Consider the following 15,970-nt stretch of genomic DNA (forward strand, 5'->3'; position numbering starts at 1 on the left):
GACGAAATTGTATATAAACTCTGGGATTGCGATGTTATACACACTTGCACGATCACTGATGTTTAAGCTGGATGCTGAGACTTCTCATAACCTTGCCCTTGGTGGAATGAATCTGCTTTCTGGCTTTGGACTCGAGCAGTTAATAGGCTCCAAGCCTATGCATTTACCTGTAGAAGTCATGGGCTTGCGTTTTCCTAATCCTGTCGGGTTAGCAGCTGGTTTGGATAAAAATGCCAGTGCTGTTGATGGTTTGGCTGCGATGGGGTTTGGCTTTATTGAAGTCGGTACTGTGACGCCAAAGCCTCAACTAGGTAATCCCAAACCAAGGCTCTTTCGTTTGCAAGATCGACAAGCCATTATTAATCGAATGGGGTTTAATAATGACGGCGTAGATCAGCTTCTTAAAAATCTTGAAGGTTGTCGTTACGACGGTATTCTGGGCATTAATATTGGTAAGAATAAAGACACACCGAATGCGCAAGCAAACGATGATTACCTCTATTGCATGCGCAAGGTCTATTCTCGTGCCAGCTATATTACAATTAATATTTCTTCACCTAATACACCAGGGCTGCGGACGCTTCAATTCGGTGAGTCATTGAACAGCTTGTTAGACTGCATGAAAACAGAGCAGTCGAAACTTAGCAAAGTTCATGGTCGTTATGTCCCAATTGCGCTAAAGATTGCACCGGATATGGGTCCTGAAGAGTTTGAGTTGGTAGCGGCCTCCCTTAAAGCCTATGAAATGGATGCTGTGATTGCTACGAACACCACTCTTTCCAGGGATGGAGTGGAAGGGTGTCAGTGGGCGGAAGAGGCCGGTGGTCTTAGTGGGGCACCTGTTCGAAATCGCTCCACAGCCGCTATTATGGCGCTTTCTAAGCATTTGAAGGGTAGTGTCCCGATTATCGGGGTGGGTGGTATTACGGAAGGCTTTGATGCGGCCGAAAAAATTCAAGCGGGAGCAAGCTTGGTACAAATCTATACTGGATTTATTTACCAGGGGCCAAGTCTTATTAGGGACTCCGTTAAAGCGGTTGCCGAAATTCGTTGAACTTTGACTCCGGAAAGTCCTTATTAAAGGCTATCCGGAGCATCTGGTTAAGTGATAATAATAGAAAGTTTAAGCAAGTGACGGGTTTATCTGTATTGCAGAAACGCCAGACATGCCGTTCCAATGTGCTTCGCGTCCTTCACGCCATCCTGTCATCCAACAACTTCGCATATCCGCGTTGTTGACTGGGCATTCTTCGCGTGATTTCCCGCTGATGCCAGCATTAAAACCACGGTTGTACAGAGTGGAGCTGCGGTCACGTTTCTGTTTTCTCATAGTACGCCTCTCATGTTTCTATTTATCATAGCGCGAATGCCGATTGCACTTCGCGAGTGGCCGTGAGTTCACTATACTCACACTTCATTAATAACGTAAATAAAAATCTTTTGCGATTGAAATTTGCTATGGTTGTAAAAGGTGCTGATAGTAAGTTCTTGTGTGCAGTTGCAAAAAAATGATTGTAATCAATTGATTAAGTGAAAAAATAAAACAGTCGTTTATGGATGAAAATTTTTCAGTTAGTCATTAAAGTTAAACAAATAAATGTTGAGGTGCGAACTAAACATGCCAATTCAGAATGATGCGATGGGTATATCCTATTTTGTAACCTGTCCAAAAGGGTTGGAGGCGCTTCTTCTAGACGAAATTAACGCATTAGGTGCGATCTCCGCTAAGCAAACGGTAGCAGGTGTGGCTTGTGAGGGGGATAGAGCGCTAGGGTACCGCCTGTGTTTAGAATCGCGTTTAGCCAGTCGAGTCCTGTTGCGTTTAGCTGAAGCTCCTGCCGCAACGCCTGACGCTTTGTATGATCTAGTGCAGTCTATTGACTGGCTTGAACTGATGCGCCCTTCTGGAACCCTTAGTGTTGATTTTAACGGCCGAAGTGATGCTATTAATAATACTCACTTTGGTGCATTAAAGGTTAAAGATGCCATCGTTGATCAAATACGAGGTGCAACGGGCCAGCGCCCCTCTGTTGAGAAACAGCAGCCAGATATACGTGTCAATGTTCACCTTGCTAAAGGGCAGGCGACTGTTTCGCTTGATATGTCGGGTGAGAGTCTGCACAGAAGAGGTTATCGCCAGCAAGCAGGCGAAGCGCCAATGAAAGAAAATCTCGCTGCAGCTGTTTTACTGAGAGCAGGATGGGATAAGGACGTGTTTGATGGCGTGTTAGACCCTATGTGTGGTTCGGGTACTTTGTTGATTGAGGCGGCGATGATCGCAGCCAATATTGCTCCCGGTTTATATCGGCATCAATTTGGTTTCACCCATTGGTTAACTCATGACCGTGGATTGTGGAAAGAGTTGTGTGACGAAGCGCATGCGAAAGCAGAGGCTGGAAAAGCAGCATTAACGGCACAATTCTATGGCTTTGATCAAGATGAGAAGGTCTTGCAGAAAGCGAAAGAGAATATACGTCGTGCGGGTCTAAGTGCATTTATTGGTGTTAATTTGTCAGAGTTAAGCGAGCTTCAGCGTCCTCAAAATATGGAGAAGGGGTTGTTGGTTACCAATCCGCCTTATGGTGAGCGTCTGGGTGAAACAGAAAACCTTATGTATCTTTATCAATTGCTTGGACAGCAGTTGCGAAATCAGTTTGAAGGATGGCGAGCCGCCGTGTTCACTTCAAATCCTGATTTGTGTAAGGTCATGAAGCTGAAGGCGCAACGCTCCTATCAGTTGTTTAATGGTGCCTTAGAGAGCCGATTGTTTTTATATGAAGTCTTTGCGCAAGAGGACAGAGTGCAAGAGGAAGTAAAAGCACTTGAGTTGACTGAGTCGGCACAAATGGTTGCGAATCGAATTCAAAAAAATCAAAAAAATCTAGGGAAGTGGGTCAAAAAAGAAGGGATTGAGTGTTATCGGATTTACGATGCGGATATCCCCGAATATGCAGTGGCTGTTGATTGTTACGGCGATGAAGTGATTGTTCAGGAGTATCAAGCGCCTTCAACCATCGATCCTGTAAAGGCGTTTAGCCGTTTTAATGAAGCTGTAGCCGCTGTGGCACAGGTTATGAACAAAAAGCCACAGCAAATAGTGGTGAAGCGCCGTAAGCGTCAGCAGGGAACAGAGCAGTATGAGCGTCATGATACCACCGACCATTTTTTTGTGGTGACGGAGCTTGGCTGTAAGTTATGGGTTAATCTTCATGATTATCTTGATACGGGTTTGTTTTTGGATCATCGGCCTGTGCGCCGCAAGATTCAGTCGATTGCTCAGGGAAAAAGCGTCCTGAATTTATTTTCATACACGGCGACAGCAAGTCTGCATGCGGCGGTAGGCGGTGCTAGCAGAACAACAAGTGTTGATATGTCATCAACTTATCTCGATTGGGCGCGTCGCAACTTTGCCTTGAACGGTTTAGATAACTCGAATCACCATTTTGTTCGGGAAGACTGTTTTAAATGGTTGGAACGTCAGTCTTCGGCTCAATATGATCTGATTTTTATGGATCCGCCGACCTTTTCAAATTCAAAAAGAATGGAGGGGGTGTTGGATGTGCAGCGAGATCATGTGAAGCTAATTCACTTGGCCATGAGCTTGCTAAAAAAGGATGGTTTGTTGATTTTTTCCAACAATTATCGTCGTTTTAAGCTAGATAATGATGCACTTCACAACTTTGACGTGAAGGATATTACGGCTAGTACAATTGATCCTGACTTTAAGCGCAATGCAAAAATCCATTGCTGTTTTGAGATCAAGCATAGAGTGTGAGTGTAAAAAAGCCCTCAAACTCACCATTGGTGAGCTTGAGGGCTTTTAGAAAGTTTAAATGCGCTTAAATCTATTAAGCCGAGGGGTAGTCACGCATTTTAGCGCCAGTATAAAGCTGGCGTGGGCGACCGATTCGGTTAGGGCTAGAATGGAACTCGTTCCAATGAGAGATCCAACCAATGGTACGAGACAGTGCAAATATTACTGTGAACATGCTCGTTGGAATGCCAATTGCTTTCAGAATGATGCCTGAATAGAAGTCGACGTTGGGATAAAGCTTTCTTTCGACGAAATACGGATCTTCTAGCGCAATTTCTTCAAGGCGGGTTGCTATTTTTAATAAAGGATCGTTCTCGATTCCAAGCTCACCTAAGACTTCGTCGCAGGTCTTTTTCATGACTTTTGCACGCGGGTCAAAGTTGCGATATACGCGATGTCCAAAGCCCATCAAGCGGAAAGGGTCTTCTGGATCTTTAGCGCGTTGGATGAAATCTGGTATGTTCGCTTCGTCACCAATTTCTTCTAGCATCGTGAGAACGGCTTCGTTTGCACCGCCATGCGCAGGTCCCCACAAAGCTGCAATGCCTGCTGCAATGCATGCAAAGGGGTTTGCACCTGATGATCCAGCCAAACGAACAGTAGAGGTCGATGCGTTTTGTTCATGGTCAGCATGAAGCGTGAAAATACGGTCCATTGCGCGAACAAGAATCGGGTTAGCTACATAATCAGCGCAGGGCGTGGAAAACATCATGCGCAAAAAGTTTTCAGCATAGGTGTTGTCATTGCGCGGGTGCATGAACGGCTGACCAATTGAGTACTTGTAACACATGGCCGCCAAAGTAGGCATTTTAGCAATTAAACGATATGCACAAACCTCGCGATGATGAGCATTGTTGATGTCCAGTGAATCGTGGTAGAAAGCCGATAAGGCACCTACAACGCCGCACATGATTGCCATCGGGTGAGCATCACGACGGAAGCCTTTGAAAAAGGCGCTGAGTTGCTCATGAACCATTGTGTGATTTGAAATGGTGTTGGTGAAAACGGTTTTTTGTTGTTCCGTGGGGAGTTCGCCGTTCAGTAATAAGTAGCAAACTTCTAAGTAGTCAGACTTTTCTGCTAATTGCTCGATTGGGTAGCCGCGATGCAGAAGAATTCCCTTATCACCATCGATGTAAGTAATTTGTGATTCACAGGCCGCAGTAGACACGAAGCCAGGGTCATATGTGAATAGGCCTTTGCTGGTCAAAGGGCGAACATCAATGACGTCGGGGCCCTCTGTTCCGGAGTAAACGGGTAACTCAATCGTTCCATCCAGACCATCGACCGTCAAACGTGCTTTCTTGTCAGCCATAGTTGGCTCCTATCATTCGGTTTAATTACAACGACTTGTGACCAGTCGCTTGATTACACTGTTGAGAATTGACCTAGTTAAGGACGGTACAACTATAAAGTTTGTCACGCGATTGTCAATTAAACCTAAAGGCGAATATTGCGCCGCAACATCAAAAAAATTAAACAGGAGTGATCAACTCTTAAGAAATGGCCTTATAATACATGGGTTCGAAGAAAGGAATGCTCTGCAAGCCACGGTTTATGCTTAGACCATTGTTGTACATGCGAGATATCGCGTTGTATTCAAGGGTTGAAGTGACTATACTCCGTGGCCTGAGTTGACATTGTACTTATGTGTGCAATGCCACAAATGTGCAATGCCAGTTCGGCATCCCGAGCTACTGCTTCTGAGCACTTCCAAACAACCAAGTCCTGCAAAGGGACCAAAAAGTGTGAACTAGAGCCGTGAACAAAAAAAGACCTGTAAACTTAGATCTTCAAACGATTAAATTGCCGATTACGGCGATCACTTCCATTCTGCACCGCGTAACAGGTGTAGCGTTGTTTTTCGGCGCTATATTTGCAGTGTATCTACTTGGGCTATCGCTTGAGTCTGAAGCTGGCTTTGCCGCCGCTGCTGACTTAATGAACAATAGCTTCTTGGCGAAATTGATAGCGTGGGGACTTGTGTCTGCGTTGCTTTATCACTTTGTAGCAGGTGTCAAACATCTAGTAATGGATTTGGGTCACTGTGAAGAGTTGGAAAGTGGCAAACAGGCCGCTAAAGTTACGTTGATCGTAGCTGGCGTATTAGTCCTTCTTGCAGGAGTATGGATATGGTAACTAGCATTACGAGTTTTGGCCGTAGCGGTCTTTATGACTGGATGATGCAGCGTGTAACAGCTGTTGTCCTGATGGCTTATACGATCTTTATGATCGGGTATCTTCTGTTTAACCCAAGTCTGGATTATGCGCAGTGGAGCGGTCTGTTTTCAGGCACAGCTATGCGCATCTTCACATTGTTAGCGATCTTATCTATGGCAGCTCACGCTTGGATAGGGTTGTGGTCGGTCTCGACTGACTACATCAAGATTACTAGCCTTCGGTTTGTTTTTCAGTCCGTTTGTGGCCTGCTCGCGTTTATTTACGTTGTGTGGGGCATTCAGATTCTGTGGGGTGCTTAAGAGATGTCTAATCTTCGTACATTGAGCTTCGACGCGATTGTCGTCGGTGGTGGTGGTGCTGGTATGCGTGCTGCTTTGCAGTTGGCGCAATCAGGTCTTAAAACCGCATGTGTGACAAAAGTGTTTCCAACACGCTCTCATACGGTATCGGCACAAGGTGGTATTACCTGTGCAATTGCAAGCGCGGACCCTAATGATGATTGGCGCTGGCATATGTATGACACAGTTAAGGGCTCTGATTACATCGGAGACCAAGATGCTATCGAGTATATGTGTTCTGTTGGGCCGCAAGCTGTATTCGAGTTGGACCACATGGGGTTGCCTTTCTCCCGTACCGAGATAGGTCGTATTTATCAGCGTCCTTTTGGTGGTCAGTCTAAAAACTTCGGAGAGGGTGGCCAAGCAGCACGTACCTGCGCTGCTGCTGACCGTACGGGCCATGCGCTGTTGCATACTCTGTATCAGGCGAATATGAAAGCTGGCACCACCTTTTTGAATGAGTGGTATGCTGTTGACTTGGTTAAAAATGCAGACGGTGCTGTCGTCGGCACCATTGCAATCTGTATTGAAACGGGTGAAACCGTTTATATCAAGTGTAAAGCAACTGTATTGGCAACGGGTGGGGCCGGGCGTATTTACGCATCGACCACTAATGCTTTGATCAATACAGGTGATGGTGTTGGTATGGCTCTACGTATCGGTGTTCCTGCTCAGGACATGGAAATGTGGCAGTTCCATCCGACCGGTATCGCGGGTGCGGGTACTCTGGTAACAGAGGGCTGCCGAGGAGAGGGTGGTTACCTGATCAATAAGGATGGCGAGCGTTTCATGGAACGTTATGCGCCGAATGCGAAGGATTTGGCTGGTCGTGACGTTGTTGCTCGCTCAATGATCTTAGAGATTCTTGAAGGGCGTGGATGTGGACCTGATGGTGATCACGTTTTACTTAAGCTAGATCACCTTGGCGAAGAAGTGCTTCACTCTCGTTTACCTGGTATCTGTGAGCTTTCTAAGACCTTTGCTGCAGTTGACCCGGTTAAAGAGCCAATCCCAGTTGTGCCAACCTGCCATTACATGATGGGTGGCTTGCCAACCAACATCGGTGGTCAAGTATTGGCACCTGATGCTGAGGGTGTTGACCACTTAGTACCAGGTCTGTTTGCGTGTGGCGAAGCGGCTTGTGTGTCTGTTCATGGTGCGAACCGTCTTGGCGGTAACTCATTACTTGACTTGGTTGTCTTTGGTCGCGCGGCGGGTATGCACATCGAAGAACAGATGCGCGAAGGCTACGAAGTCAAAGATGCCACAGAGGCTGAAGTTCAGGCCGCCATGGCACGTCTCAATCGCTTGAATAACTCAACGTCGGGTGAGCGTGTTGCCGATGTCAGAAAAGAGCTTCAAAGCACCATGCAGTTGTACTTTGGCGTATTTCGTGATGGTCCTAGCATGGAAAAAGGCTTGGGGTTATTGGCTGAGATCCGTAAGAAAGTTGAAAACCTGTATTTAGAAGATAAGAGTCAGGCATTCAATACGTCGCGTATCGAAGCGCTTGAGTTGGAAAACCTTCTTGAAGTGGCAGAAGCAACGGCAATTGCTGCGGTTGAGCGTAAAGAATCACGTGGTGCCCATGCTCGTAACGACTTTACAGAGCGTGACGATGAAAATTGGCTGTGCCATTCGGTCTATTTCCCGGTAGATAAGCGTATAGGTAAGCGTGCAGTTAACTTTGCACCTAAAACTATGGACGCGTTCCCACCGAAGATTAGAACTTACTAAGGGGTTGTTATAATGCTGGTAAGTGTATATCGCTATAATCCTGAAAAGGACAATGCACCCTACATGCAGGATATCCATATTGATATTCCTGGTGGTAAAGACATCATGGTGTTGGATCTCCTTCAGTTATTGAAAGAGAAAGACACAACATTGACGTTTAGACGTTCATGTCGTGAAGGTGTCTGCGGCTCGGATGGTATGAACATGAATGGCAAAAATGGCCTAGCATGTATCACACCTCTGTCACAGGTTGTTGAGAAAGATAAGCTGGTGTTGCGCCCGCTTCCAGGTCTGCCTGTTATTCGTGATCTCGTCATTGATATGTCGCAGTTCTATCGCCAATATGAGAAGGTTAAGCCTTTCTTGATAAACGATACGCCTGCGCCTGCAATCGAGCGTTTACAGTCACCTGAAGATCGCGCAGAGTTGGATGGTTTGTACGAGTGTATTCTTTGTGCATGTTGTTCAACGGCTTGTCCTTCTTTCTGGTGGAACCCAGATAAGTTCATCGGACCTTCTGGTTTGCTGCAGGCATATCGATTCCTGGCCGATACGCGTGATACGGCTCGTGATCAGCGTCTATCTGAACTTGATGACCCATTCAGTGTTTTCCGCTGCCATGGTATCATGAACTGTGTCAATGTATGTCCTAAGGGGTTAAACCCTACCAAGGCGATAGGTAAGATCAGAAATATGCTGTTACAGCGTGCTACCTGATTAGTACTTTCCCTTAAAACGGCGCTTATGCGCCGTTTTTATTATAATAATATAACAAAATGTTACAATCAGACGTGTTCAGTACCCAAAGGTCTATGTTACGTGGAAGCTTATTTTCTGTAGAATTTCATGTGCATGATCTGTGTTAACCTATGCCTAAACGTCGTAAAATAGCCTGATGTAATTGGGCTGATACAGCGGCTGGCAAACATTACAACAATCGGTAATTAGCAGCGAGGCAGCGTTCTAAACGTTAAGGATATGGTGCAGCCTTATCGAATAGCTTCCTCCAGACTCAGGGTGAAAAAATAATGCAAGACAGCATGATGGAGCTGATGTGGAAGAATGCACACCTATACGGTGGAAATCTTTCATACGTAGAACAACTTTACGAAACATACCTCATGGATCCAAACGCTGTTCCACAAGAGTGGCGCGAAGAATTTGATCGCTTACCTGTAAGTGCTCAAAACATTACTCAGGATATTCCCCACTCTCCGATACGTGATCATTTCTTAGCCATGTCTAAGAATAAGCGTCGCGCTCTGCCCGCGGCTGTTGCGAGCGTTAGTTCTGAACATGAGAAAAAGCAAATTCGCGTATTGCGTATGATTAACGCATACCGTGTTCGTGGGCATCAGGTTGCACAGATTGATCCGCTGAAGTTGCTGAAGCGTGAGCCTGTGCCTGATTTAGACCTTCGTTTTCACGAGTTATCGGAAGCGGATAACGATACACAATTCCAATTAGGTTCGCTATTTTTTGGCCCTGAAGAAGCGCCACTGCGTACCATTGTTGAAGATTTGAAAAAGACCTACTGTTCATCCGTAGGTGTTGAGTACATGCATATTGTTGATACTCAAGAAAAACGCTGGATTCAATCACGTATGGAACCTGTGCGTTCTAATCCAGTGCTTGAAGCCGAAACGCGTAAACACATTCTTGAACGCTTAACTGCTGCAGAAGGACTTGAGAAGTATTTAGGCTCTCGTTACGCAGGCGCTAAGCGCTTTGGTGTTGAGGGGGGTGAGTCACTCATTCCATGTCTTGATGAACTGATTCAGCGCGCGGGTAAAGAAGGCGCTAAAGAAGTGGTTATCGGCATGGCGCACCGGGGTCGTTTAAACGTACTGGTCAATATCTTTGGTAAAAACCCATCGGATCTTTTCGGTGAATTTGAAGGTAAGAAGACCCTCGAAACATCAGGTGATGTTAAATATCACCAAGGATTCTCCTCAAATATCATGACACCAGGTGGCGAAGTTCACTTGGCAATGGCGTTTAACCCTTCTCACTTGGAAATTGTATCGCCAGTGGTGGAAGGGTCTGTTCGCGCACGTCAAGATCGTCGTGAAGATGAGATCGGGAACTCGGTTATTCCTGTTTCTATTCATGGTGATGCAGCATTTGCAGGCCAGGGCGTGGTGATGGAAACCTTCCAGATGTCTCAAACTCGTGCTTACAAAACGGGCGGTACGATTCATCTGGTCATTAACAACCAAGTTGGTTTTACAACATCTAAAAAAGAAGATGCACGTTCGACTGAATACTGCACAGACGTTGCCAAAATGGTTCAAGCTCCCATCTTCCATGTTAACGGGGATGATCCAGAAGCAGTTCGCTTTGTTACTCAACTTGCGCTTGATTATCGTAATGCCTTTAACAAAGATGTTGTTATTGACCTGGTTTGTTATCGTCGTCGTGGTCACAACGAAGCCGACGAACCATCAGGTACACAGCCATTAATGTATCAACAGATTAAAGTTCAGAAAACAACGCGCGAACTTTATGCTCAGCGCTTGGTTGATGAAGGCGTGTTAACGGTTGAAGACTGTAAAGAAATGGAGCAGGCTTACCGTAAAGCTCTAGAGAACGGTGAGCATGTTGCTAACGCTCTGGTACTTGAGCCAAACACTGAGTTGTTCGTTGACTGGAAACCTTACTTAGGCCATCAGTGGTCATTTGATGCCGATACTCGTGTTGACATCAAGCTCCTGCAAGAGTTGGGTCAAAAAATGTGTCGTTTCCCTGAAGGGTTTGCGATTCAAAAGCAAGTGCAGAAAATTTACGACGACCGTTTGCGCATGGCAGCAGGTGCAATGGAAATCAACTGGGGCTTCGCAGAAACTCTAGCCTATGCAACCTTGCTGGCGGAAGGGCATCCTGTTCGTCTTACCGGACAAGATGTTGGTCGTGGTACTTTCTCACACCGTCATGCGGCTGTGCATCATCAGAAAGATGCGAGCACCTATATTCCGTTGCAGTACTTAGCGGAAGATCAGCCAAACTTCGATATTTATGACTCCTACTTGTCAGAAGAAGCGGTATTGGCGTTTGAATATGGCTATGCCACCACTATGCCAAATACCATGGTTATCTGGGAAGCCCAGTTCGGTGACTTTGCCAATGGTGCACAAGTCGTCATCGACCAGTTCATTACCAGCGGTGAGCACAAGTGGGGACGTCTGTGTGGTCTGACCATGTTGCTGCCTCATGGTTTTGAAGGTCAGGGCCCAGAGCACTCCTCTGCACGTCTTGAGCGTTTCCTTCAGCTTAGTGCTGAGCACAACATTCAAGTTTGTGTGCCCACGACACCTTCTCAGATATTCCATCTGCTGCGTCGACAAATTACACGTCCTTTAAGAAAACCATTGGTGATTATGTCGCCTAAGTCCTTGCTTCGTCATAAGCAAGCGACATGCTCACTCGAAGACCTCGCAGAAGGTGGCTTCCAGCCTGTGATTGCTGAGACCGATAAACTTGATCCAGCAAATGTTAAGCGCTTGGTCATGTGTAGCGGCAAGGTTTATTATGACCTTTACAATCGTCGTGCAGAATTGGCGAAAGAGGACGTCGCAATTATTCGTATTGAACAATTGTATCCGTTCCCTGAAGAAATCTTAGGTCAGACGATTGCAGGCTACACGAACCTTGAGTCGGTGGTTTGGTGTCAAGAAGAGCCAATGAATCAGGGTGCTTGGTATTGCAGTCAGCATCATATGCGTCACGTTTTACAGAAGCATAATCCTTCACTTCATTTGGAAGGTGTGGGTAGACCCCATGCGGCTGCGCCAGCTGTGGGTTACATTTCTGTTCACGTTGAGCAGCAAGAGCAGTTGGTTAACGAAGCGATCAATGGTTAATAATACGTTCTCACAAGAACATCAGTGCAGCATATAGAAGGAAAGAGCATGAGTATCGAAATTAAAGCCCCAACATTCCCAGAATCCGTTGCAGACGGTACCGTTGCAACTTGGCACAAACAACCTGGTGAGGCGTGTGCAGCTGATGAGCTCATCGTTGATATTGAAACTGACAAAGTTGTTCTAGAAGTCGTTGCTCCTGCAGACGGCGTGCTTGCATCCATCATCAAGGGTGAAGGCGAAACAGTATTAAGCGAAGAAGTCTTAGCCATTTTTGAAGCAGGTGCTGTCGCAAGCGCCGCGCCAGCTGCCGCAACTGCAGTGGCGGCAGAAGTCACTACAACTGATGCTGAAAAAATTGGACCTGCCGCACGTAAGTTGATCGATGAGAACAACTTAGATGCCAGTAAGATTAAGGGTACCGGAAAAAACGGTGGAATCACCAAAGAAGACGTTCAAAACTACATCAGCAATCCTAGCGCAGCAGCACCTGTTGCAGCAGCGGCTCCTGCACCTGCGGCTAAACCTGCTTCAGCAGTTGTCGTCAATGTTCCTGCGGGTGATCGCGTTGAGAAGCGCGTTCCAATGACTCGTTTACGTGCCACCATCGCTAAGCGTCTTGTTGAAGCACAGCAAACGGCAGCGATGCTGACCACCTATAACGAAGTCAACATGAAGCCCGTCATGGACCTTCGAAAGCAGTATAAAGATCTGTTTGAAAAAGTTCATGGTGGTACGCGTTTAGGCTTCATGTCATTCTTCGTTAAGGCGGCCACTGAAGCGCTAAAACGCTTCCCAGCCGTTAATGCCTCTATCGATGGCAACGACATGGTTTACCATGGTTACCAAGACATCGGTGTTGCTGTTTCGACTGAACGCGGTTTGATGGTGCCCGTATTGCGCGATACTGACAGCATGAGCCTGGCCGATGTCGAAGCGACAATCGCTGATTTTGGTAAGCGTGGTCGTGACGGTAAGCTCGGTATGGACGACATGCAGGGTGGAACCTTCACCATTACCAATGGTGGTGTGTTCGGTTCATTGATGTCTACACCAATTTTGAACCCGCCACAAACGGCTATTTTGGGTATGCATAAGATCCAAGATCGCCCGATGGCAGTGAATGGTCAGGTTGTGATTTTGCCAATGATGTACTTAGCATTGTCATACGATCATCGTATGATTGATGGAAAAGAGGCTGTACAATTCCTGGTTACAATAAAAGATCTGTTAGAAGATCCTGCACGTCTGTTGCTTGAAGTCTAAGTAGCGTCCGTAATCAACGAATTAAAACAGGATAAGTGAATGTCTGAAAAATTTGATGTCATAGTGATTGGTGCTGGCCCTGGCGGTTATGTTGCGGCGATTCGTGCAGCTCAGTTAGGCTTGAAAACAGCATGTGTTGAGAAATGGGTTGACGGAAAAGGTGCTCCGGTTTTGGGAGGTACTTGCTTAAACGTAGGTTGTATTCCTTCTAAAGCGCTGTTAGAAACCACGCATAAAATGCATGAAGCACAGCACGGTTTTGCTGCGCAGGGTATTGTTGCTGAAAACGTACACATCGACCCTAAGCAAATGGTGGCTCGCAAAGATCAAATCGTTAAGAACTTGACGGGCGGTATCGCGGGTTTATTCAAAGCGAATGGTGTCACCTTGCTACAGGGTAAAGGCCGCCTTCTTGCTAACAAGCAAGTTGAAGTGACCGATAAAGATGGCAACGTTAGTCTTCATGCTGCTGACAACGTGATTTTGGCGGCAGGTTCTGTACCTGTAGAGATCCCGCCAGCTCCATTAACAGAAGGCTTGATTCTTGACAATGCTGGCGCTCTTGATATTGACGAAGTTCCAGCGCGTTTAGGTATCATTGGTGCAGGTGTCATCGGTTTAGAAATGGGCTCAATTTGGGCTCGTTGTGGATCGAAAGTTACTGTACTGGAAGCAATGGATTCTTTCTTATCTGTTACCGACCAAGACGTATCCAAAGAAGCATACAAGCTGATGACCAAACAAGGTTTAGACATCAAGCTTGGTGCGCGTTGCACGGGTACTGAAGTTAACGGTAGCGAAGTCACTGTTAAGTACACCGATGCAAACGGCGAGCAGAGCTTAGTGGTTGATAAGTTGATTGTTGCTGTAGGCCGTCGTCCATTGACGCAAAATTTGGTATCTGACGACTCTGGTGTCAAGCTTGACGAGCGTGGCTTTATCTTTGTTGATGAACAGTGCCGTACCGATGCACCAGGTATCTATGCAATTGGTGATATTGTTCGTGGTCCTATGCTTGCGCATAAGGCTTCTGAAGAAGGCATTATGGTTGTCGACATCATTGCTGGCCACAAAGCGCAATTAAACTACGATTGCGTACCGAACATTATTTACACTTTCCCTGAACTAGCTTGGGTCGGCAAGACTGAGCAAGAGCTCAAGAATGAAGGTGTAGCGATTAAAGTTGGTAAGTTCCCATTTGCGGCATCAGGCCGTGCAATGGCTGCCAATTCGACGGAAGGTTTCGTCAAAATGATCGCCGACGAAAAGACAGACAGAATTCTGGGTGTTCATATCGTAGGCGGTATCGCCTCCGAGTTGATTGCTCAGGCCGTTATCGCAATGGAGTTTTGTGCTACTGCAGAGGATTTGCAAATGACGGTATTCGCTCACCCAACCGTGAGTGAAGCGGTTCACGAAGCCGCACTTGCAGTGGATAATCACGCCATCCACATTGCGAATCGTAAAAAACGCTAACCGAAGGGTTGCAAATTAAGACCGGACCAAAAGTCCGGTCTTTTTGAACGCAGTCTAAAGTGCGTGCAACCTTAGTAATCCTTTTTACTAAAGTTGCGCATGTATAATCGATAATTCAACGGATTAGAACATGAACCTTCATGAGTACCAAGGCAAACAACTGTTTGCTCAATATGGTCTGCCGGTTTCCAAAGGTTTCGCGGTAGATACCCCAGAAGCAGCAGCTGAAGCTGCTGAAAAAATCGGTGGTGATAAGTGGGTTGTTAAAGCTCAAGTTCACGCTGGTGGCCGTGGTAAAGCAGGTGGCGTAAAGCTCGTTTCTTCTCCTGAAGAAGCCAAAGCTTTTGCTGAAAAATGGTTGGGTCAGCGTTTAGTTACGTATCAGACAGACGCCAATGGTCAGCCTGTTACCAAAATTCTGGTTGAAACCTGCACAGATATCGCCAATGAGCTTTATTTGGGCGCTGTTGTTGATCGTTCTAGCCGTCGTATCGTCTTCATGGCGTCTACTGAGGGTGGTGTTGAGATCGAGAAAGTTGCTCACGAAACTCCAGAAAAAATCTTGAAAGCAACTATCGATCCATTGACTGGCGCTCAGCCATATCAAGGTCGCGATTTGGCTTTCAAACTGGGATTGCAGGGCGATCAGATCAAACAGTTCGTACAGATCTTCATGGGTCTTGCGAAAATGTTCGAAGAAAAAGACTTGGCATTGTTAGAGATCAACCCTTTGGTTATCACTGACGCTGGCAATCTGCACTGCCTAGATGCAAAAATTGTCATCGATAGCAATGCGGTTTACCGTCACAAAGATCTTCAAGCGATGCACGATCCGTCACAAGACGACGAGCGTGAAGCGCATGCTGCTCAGTGGGAACTTAATTATGTTGCCCTTGAAGGTAACATTGGTTGCATGGTAAACGGTGCAGGTCTTGCAATGGGTACTATGGACATCGTTAAGTTGCACGGTGGCCAACCAGCTAACTTCTTAGACGTTGGCGGTGGTGCGACTAAAGAGCGTGTAACCGAAGCGTTCAAAATCATACTGTCTGACAGCACTGTCAGTGCGGTATTGGTTAATATCTTCGGCGGTATCGTTCGTTGCGACCTGATTGCTGATGGTATTATCGGTGCAGTTAAAGAAGTTGGTGTTAACGTTCCTGTTGTTGTTCGTCTGGAAGGTAATAACGCTGAACTCGGCGCTCAGCGTCTGGCTGAATCCGGTCTTGATATCATTGCAGCGACCAGCTTGACTGATGCTGCACAGCAGGTTGTAAAAGCCGCGGAGGGTAAATAAT

At 46.4% G+C, this 15,970-nt stretch carries 12 protein-coding genes; 10 read left to right on the forward strand and 2 right to left on the reverse strand.

Features of this window, described 5'->3' with window-relative positions:
* Window positions 1-31: 31 nt before the first annotated feature.
* A complete protein-coding gene (locus DN062_RS11750; RefSeq protein ID WP_112159520.1) occupies window positions 32-1,054 on the forward strand; it encodes a quinone-dependent dihydroorotate dehydrogenase in 1,023 nt (340 codons plus the stop codon).
* A gap of 69 nt (window positions 1,055-1,123) precedes the next feature.
* On the opposite strand, the gene rmf is transcribed toward DN062_RS11750, so the two are convergent.
* A complete protein-coding gene (rmf, locus tag DN062_RS11755) occupies window positions 1,124-1,330 on the reverse strand; it encodes a ribosome modulation factor (protein WP_081763680.1) in 207 nt (68 codons plus the stop codon).
* A 288-nt stretch (window positions 1,331-1,618) separates the two neighbouring features.
* Between rmf and rlmKL the strand changes: the two genes are divergently transcribed.
* Window positions 1,619-3,775, forward strand: a complete 2,157-nt coding sequence (rlmKL, locus tag DN062_RS11760) for a bifunctional 23S rRNA (guanine(2069)-N(7))-methyltransferase RlmK/23S rRNA (guanine(2445)-N(2))-methyltransferase RlmL (RefSeq protein ID WP_239995779.1) — start codon at window positions 1,619-1,621, stop codon at window positions 3,773-3,775.
* A 73-nt stretch (window positions 3,776-3,848) separates the two neighbouring features.
* On the opposite strand, the gene gltA is transcribed toward rlmKL, so the two are convergent.
* Complete coding sequence (gltA, locus tag DN062_RS11765) at window positions 3,849-5,129, reverse strand: citrate synthase (RefSeq protein ID WP_112159521.1); 1,281 nt, start codon at window positions 5,127-5,129, stop codon at window positions 3,849-3,851.
* 446 nt (window positions 5,130-5,575) lie between these two features.
* Here gltA and sdhC point away from each other — a divergent pair, with 446 nt between their 5' ends.
* From sdhC to sucC, 8 genes are all read left to right on the forward strand, one after another.
* Entirely contained in the window at window positions 5,576-5,953 is a 378-nt protein-coding gene (gene sdhC, locus DN062_RS11770; protein ID WP_112159522.1) for a succinate dehydrogenase, cytochrome b556 subunit, read from the forward strand.
* Window positions 5,947-6,294: a succinate dehydrogenase, hydrophobic membrane anchor protein gene (gene sdhD, locus DN062_RS11775; RefSeq protein ID WP_036507089.1), complete on the forward strand. Its 348-nt coding sequence runs from the start codon at window positions 5,947-5,949 to the stop codon at window positions 6,292-6,294. Before sdhC ends, sdhD begins: the two co-directional genes overlap by 7 nt.
* A gap of 3 nt (window positions 6,295-6,297) precedes the next feature.
* On the forward strand, window positions 6,298-8,070 hold the full coding sequence (gene sdhA / locus DN062_RS11780; RefSeq protein ID WP_112159523.1) for a succinate dehydrogenase flavoprotein subunit: 1,773 nt from the start codon (window positions 6,298-6,300) through the stop codon (window positions 8,068-8,070).
* A 12-nt stretch (window positions 8,071-8,082) separates the two neighbouring features.
* Window positions 8,083-8,787 (forward strand): succinate dehydrogenase iron-sulfur subunit, encoded by a 705-nt coding sequence (locus DN062_RS11785; protein WP_036507094.1) that lies wholly within the window; start codon window positions 8,083-8,085, stop codon window positions 8,785-8,787.
* Window positions 8,788-9,098: 311 nt separating this feature from the next.
* A complete protein-coding gene (locus tag DN062_RS11790; protein ID WP_112159524.1) occupies window positions 9,099-11,930 on the forward strand; it encodes a 2-oxoglutarate dehydrogenase E1 component in 2,832 nt (943 codons plus the stop codon).
* Between the two features lie 48 nt (window positions 11,931-11,978).
* On the forward strand, window positions 11,979-13,196 hold the full coding sequence (gene odhB, locus DN062_RS11795) for a 2-oxoglutarate dehydrogenase complex dihydrolipoyllysine-residue succinyltransferase (protein WP_112159525.1): 1,218 nt from the start codon (window positions 11,979-11,981) through the stop codon (window positions 13,194-13,196).
* A 39-nt stretch (window positions 13,197-13,235) separates the two neighbouring features.
* On the forward strand, window positions 13,236-14,672 hold the full coding sequence (lpdA, locus tag DN062_RS11800; protein ID WP_112159526.1) for a dihydrolipoyl dehydrogenase: 1,437 nt from the start codon (window positions 13,236-13,238) through the stop codon (window positions 14,670-14,672).
* 130 nt (window positions 14,673-14,802) lie between these two features.
* Window positions 14,803-15,969 carry an ADP-forming succinate--CoA ligase subunit beta gene (gene sucC, locus DN062_RS11805; RefSeq protein ID WP_112159527.1) on the forward strand — a complete coding sequence of 389 codons (1,167 nt, stop codon included), beginning with the start codon at window positions 14,803-14,805 and terminating at the stop codon, window positions 15,967-15,969.
* Window position 15,970: the final 1 nt, after the last annotated feature.

The sequence above is a fragment of the Nitrincola tibetensis genome (genome assembly GCF_003284585.1).
Taxonomy (GTDB): domain Bacteria; phylum Pseudomonadota; class Gammaproteobacteria; order Pseudomonadales; family Balneatricaceae; genus Nitrincola; species Nitrincola tibetensis.

Bases quoted from the DNA above. Each gene is read 5' to 3' on its own strand.
- gltA (WP_112159521.1), bottom strand. From the start codon at position 5,129: ATGGCTGACAAGAAAGCACGTTTGACGGTCGATGGTCTGGATGGAACG.
- rlmKL (WP_239995779.1), top strand. From the start codon at position 1,619: ATGCCAATTCAGAATGATGCGATGGGTATATCCTATTTTGTAACCTGT.
- lpdA (WP_112159526.1), top strand. From the start codon at position 13,236: ATGTCTGAAAAATTTGATGTCATAGTGATTGGTGCTGGCCCTGGCGGT.
- sucC (WP_112159527.1), top strand. From the start codon at position 14,803: ATGAACCTTCATGAGTACCAAGGCAAACAACTGTTTGCTCAATATGGT.
- DN062_RS11750 (WP_112159520.1), top strand. From the start codon at position 32: ATGTTATACACACTTGCACGATCACTGATGTTTAAGCTGGATGCTGAG.
- DN062_RS11785 (WP_036507094.1), top strand. From the start codon at position 8,083: ATGCTGGTAAGTGTATATCGCTATAATCCTGAAAAGGACAATGCACCC.
- odhB (WP_112159525.1), top strand. From the start codon at position 11,979: ATGAGTATCGAAATTAAAGCCCCAACATTCCCAGAATCCGTTGCAGAC.
- sdhA (WP_112159523.1), top strand. From the start codon at position 6,298: ATGTCTAATCTTCGTACATTGAGCTTCGACGCGATTGTCGTCGGTGGT.
- rmf (WP_081763680.1), bottom strand. From the start codon at position 1,330: ATGAGAAAACAGAAACGTGACCGCAGCTCCACTCTGTACAACCGTGGT.
- DN062_RS11790 (WP_112159524.1), top strand. From the start codon at position 9,099: ATGCAAGACAGCATGATGGAGCTGATGTGGAAGAATGCACACCTATAC.
- sdhD (WP_036507089.1), top strand. From the start codon at position 5,947: ATGGTAACTAGCATTACGAGTTTTGGCCGTAGCGGTCTTTATGACTGG.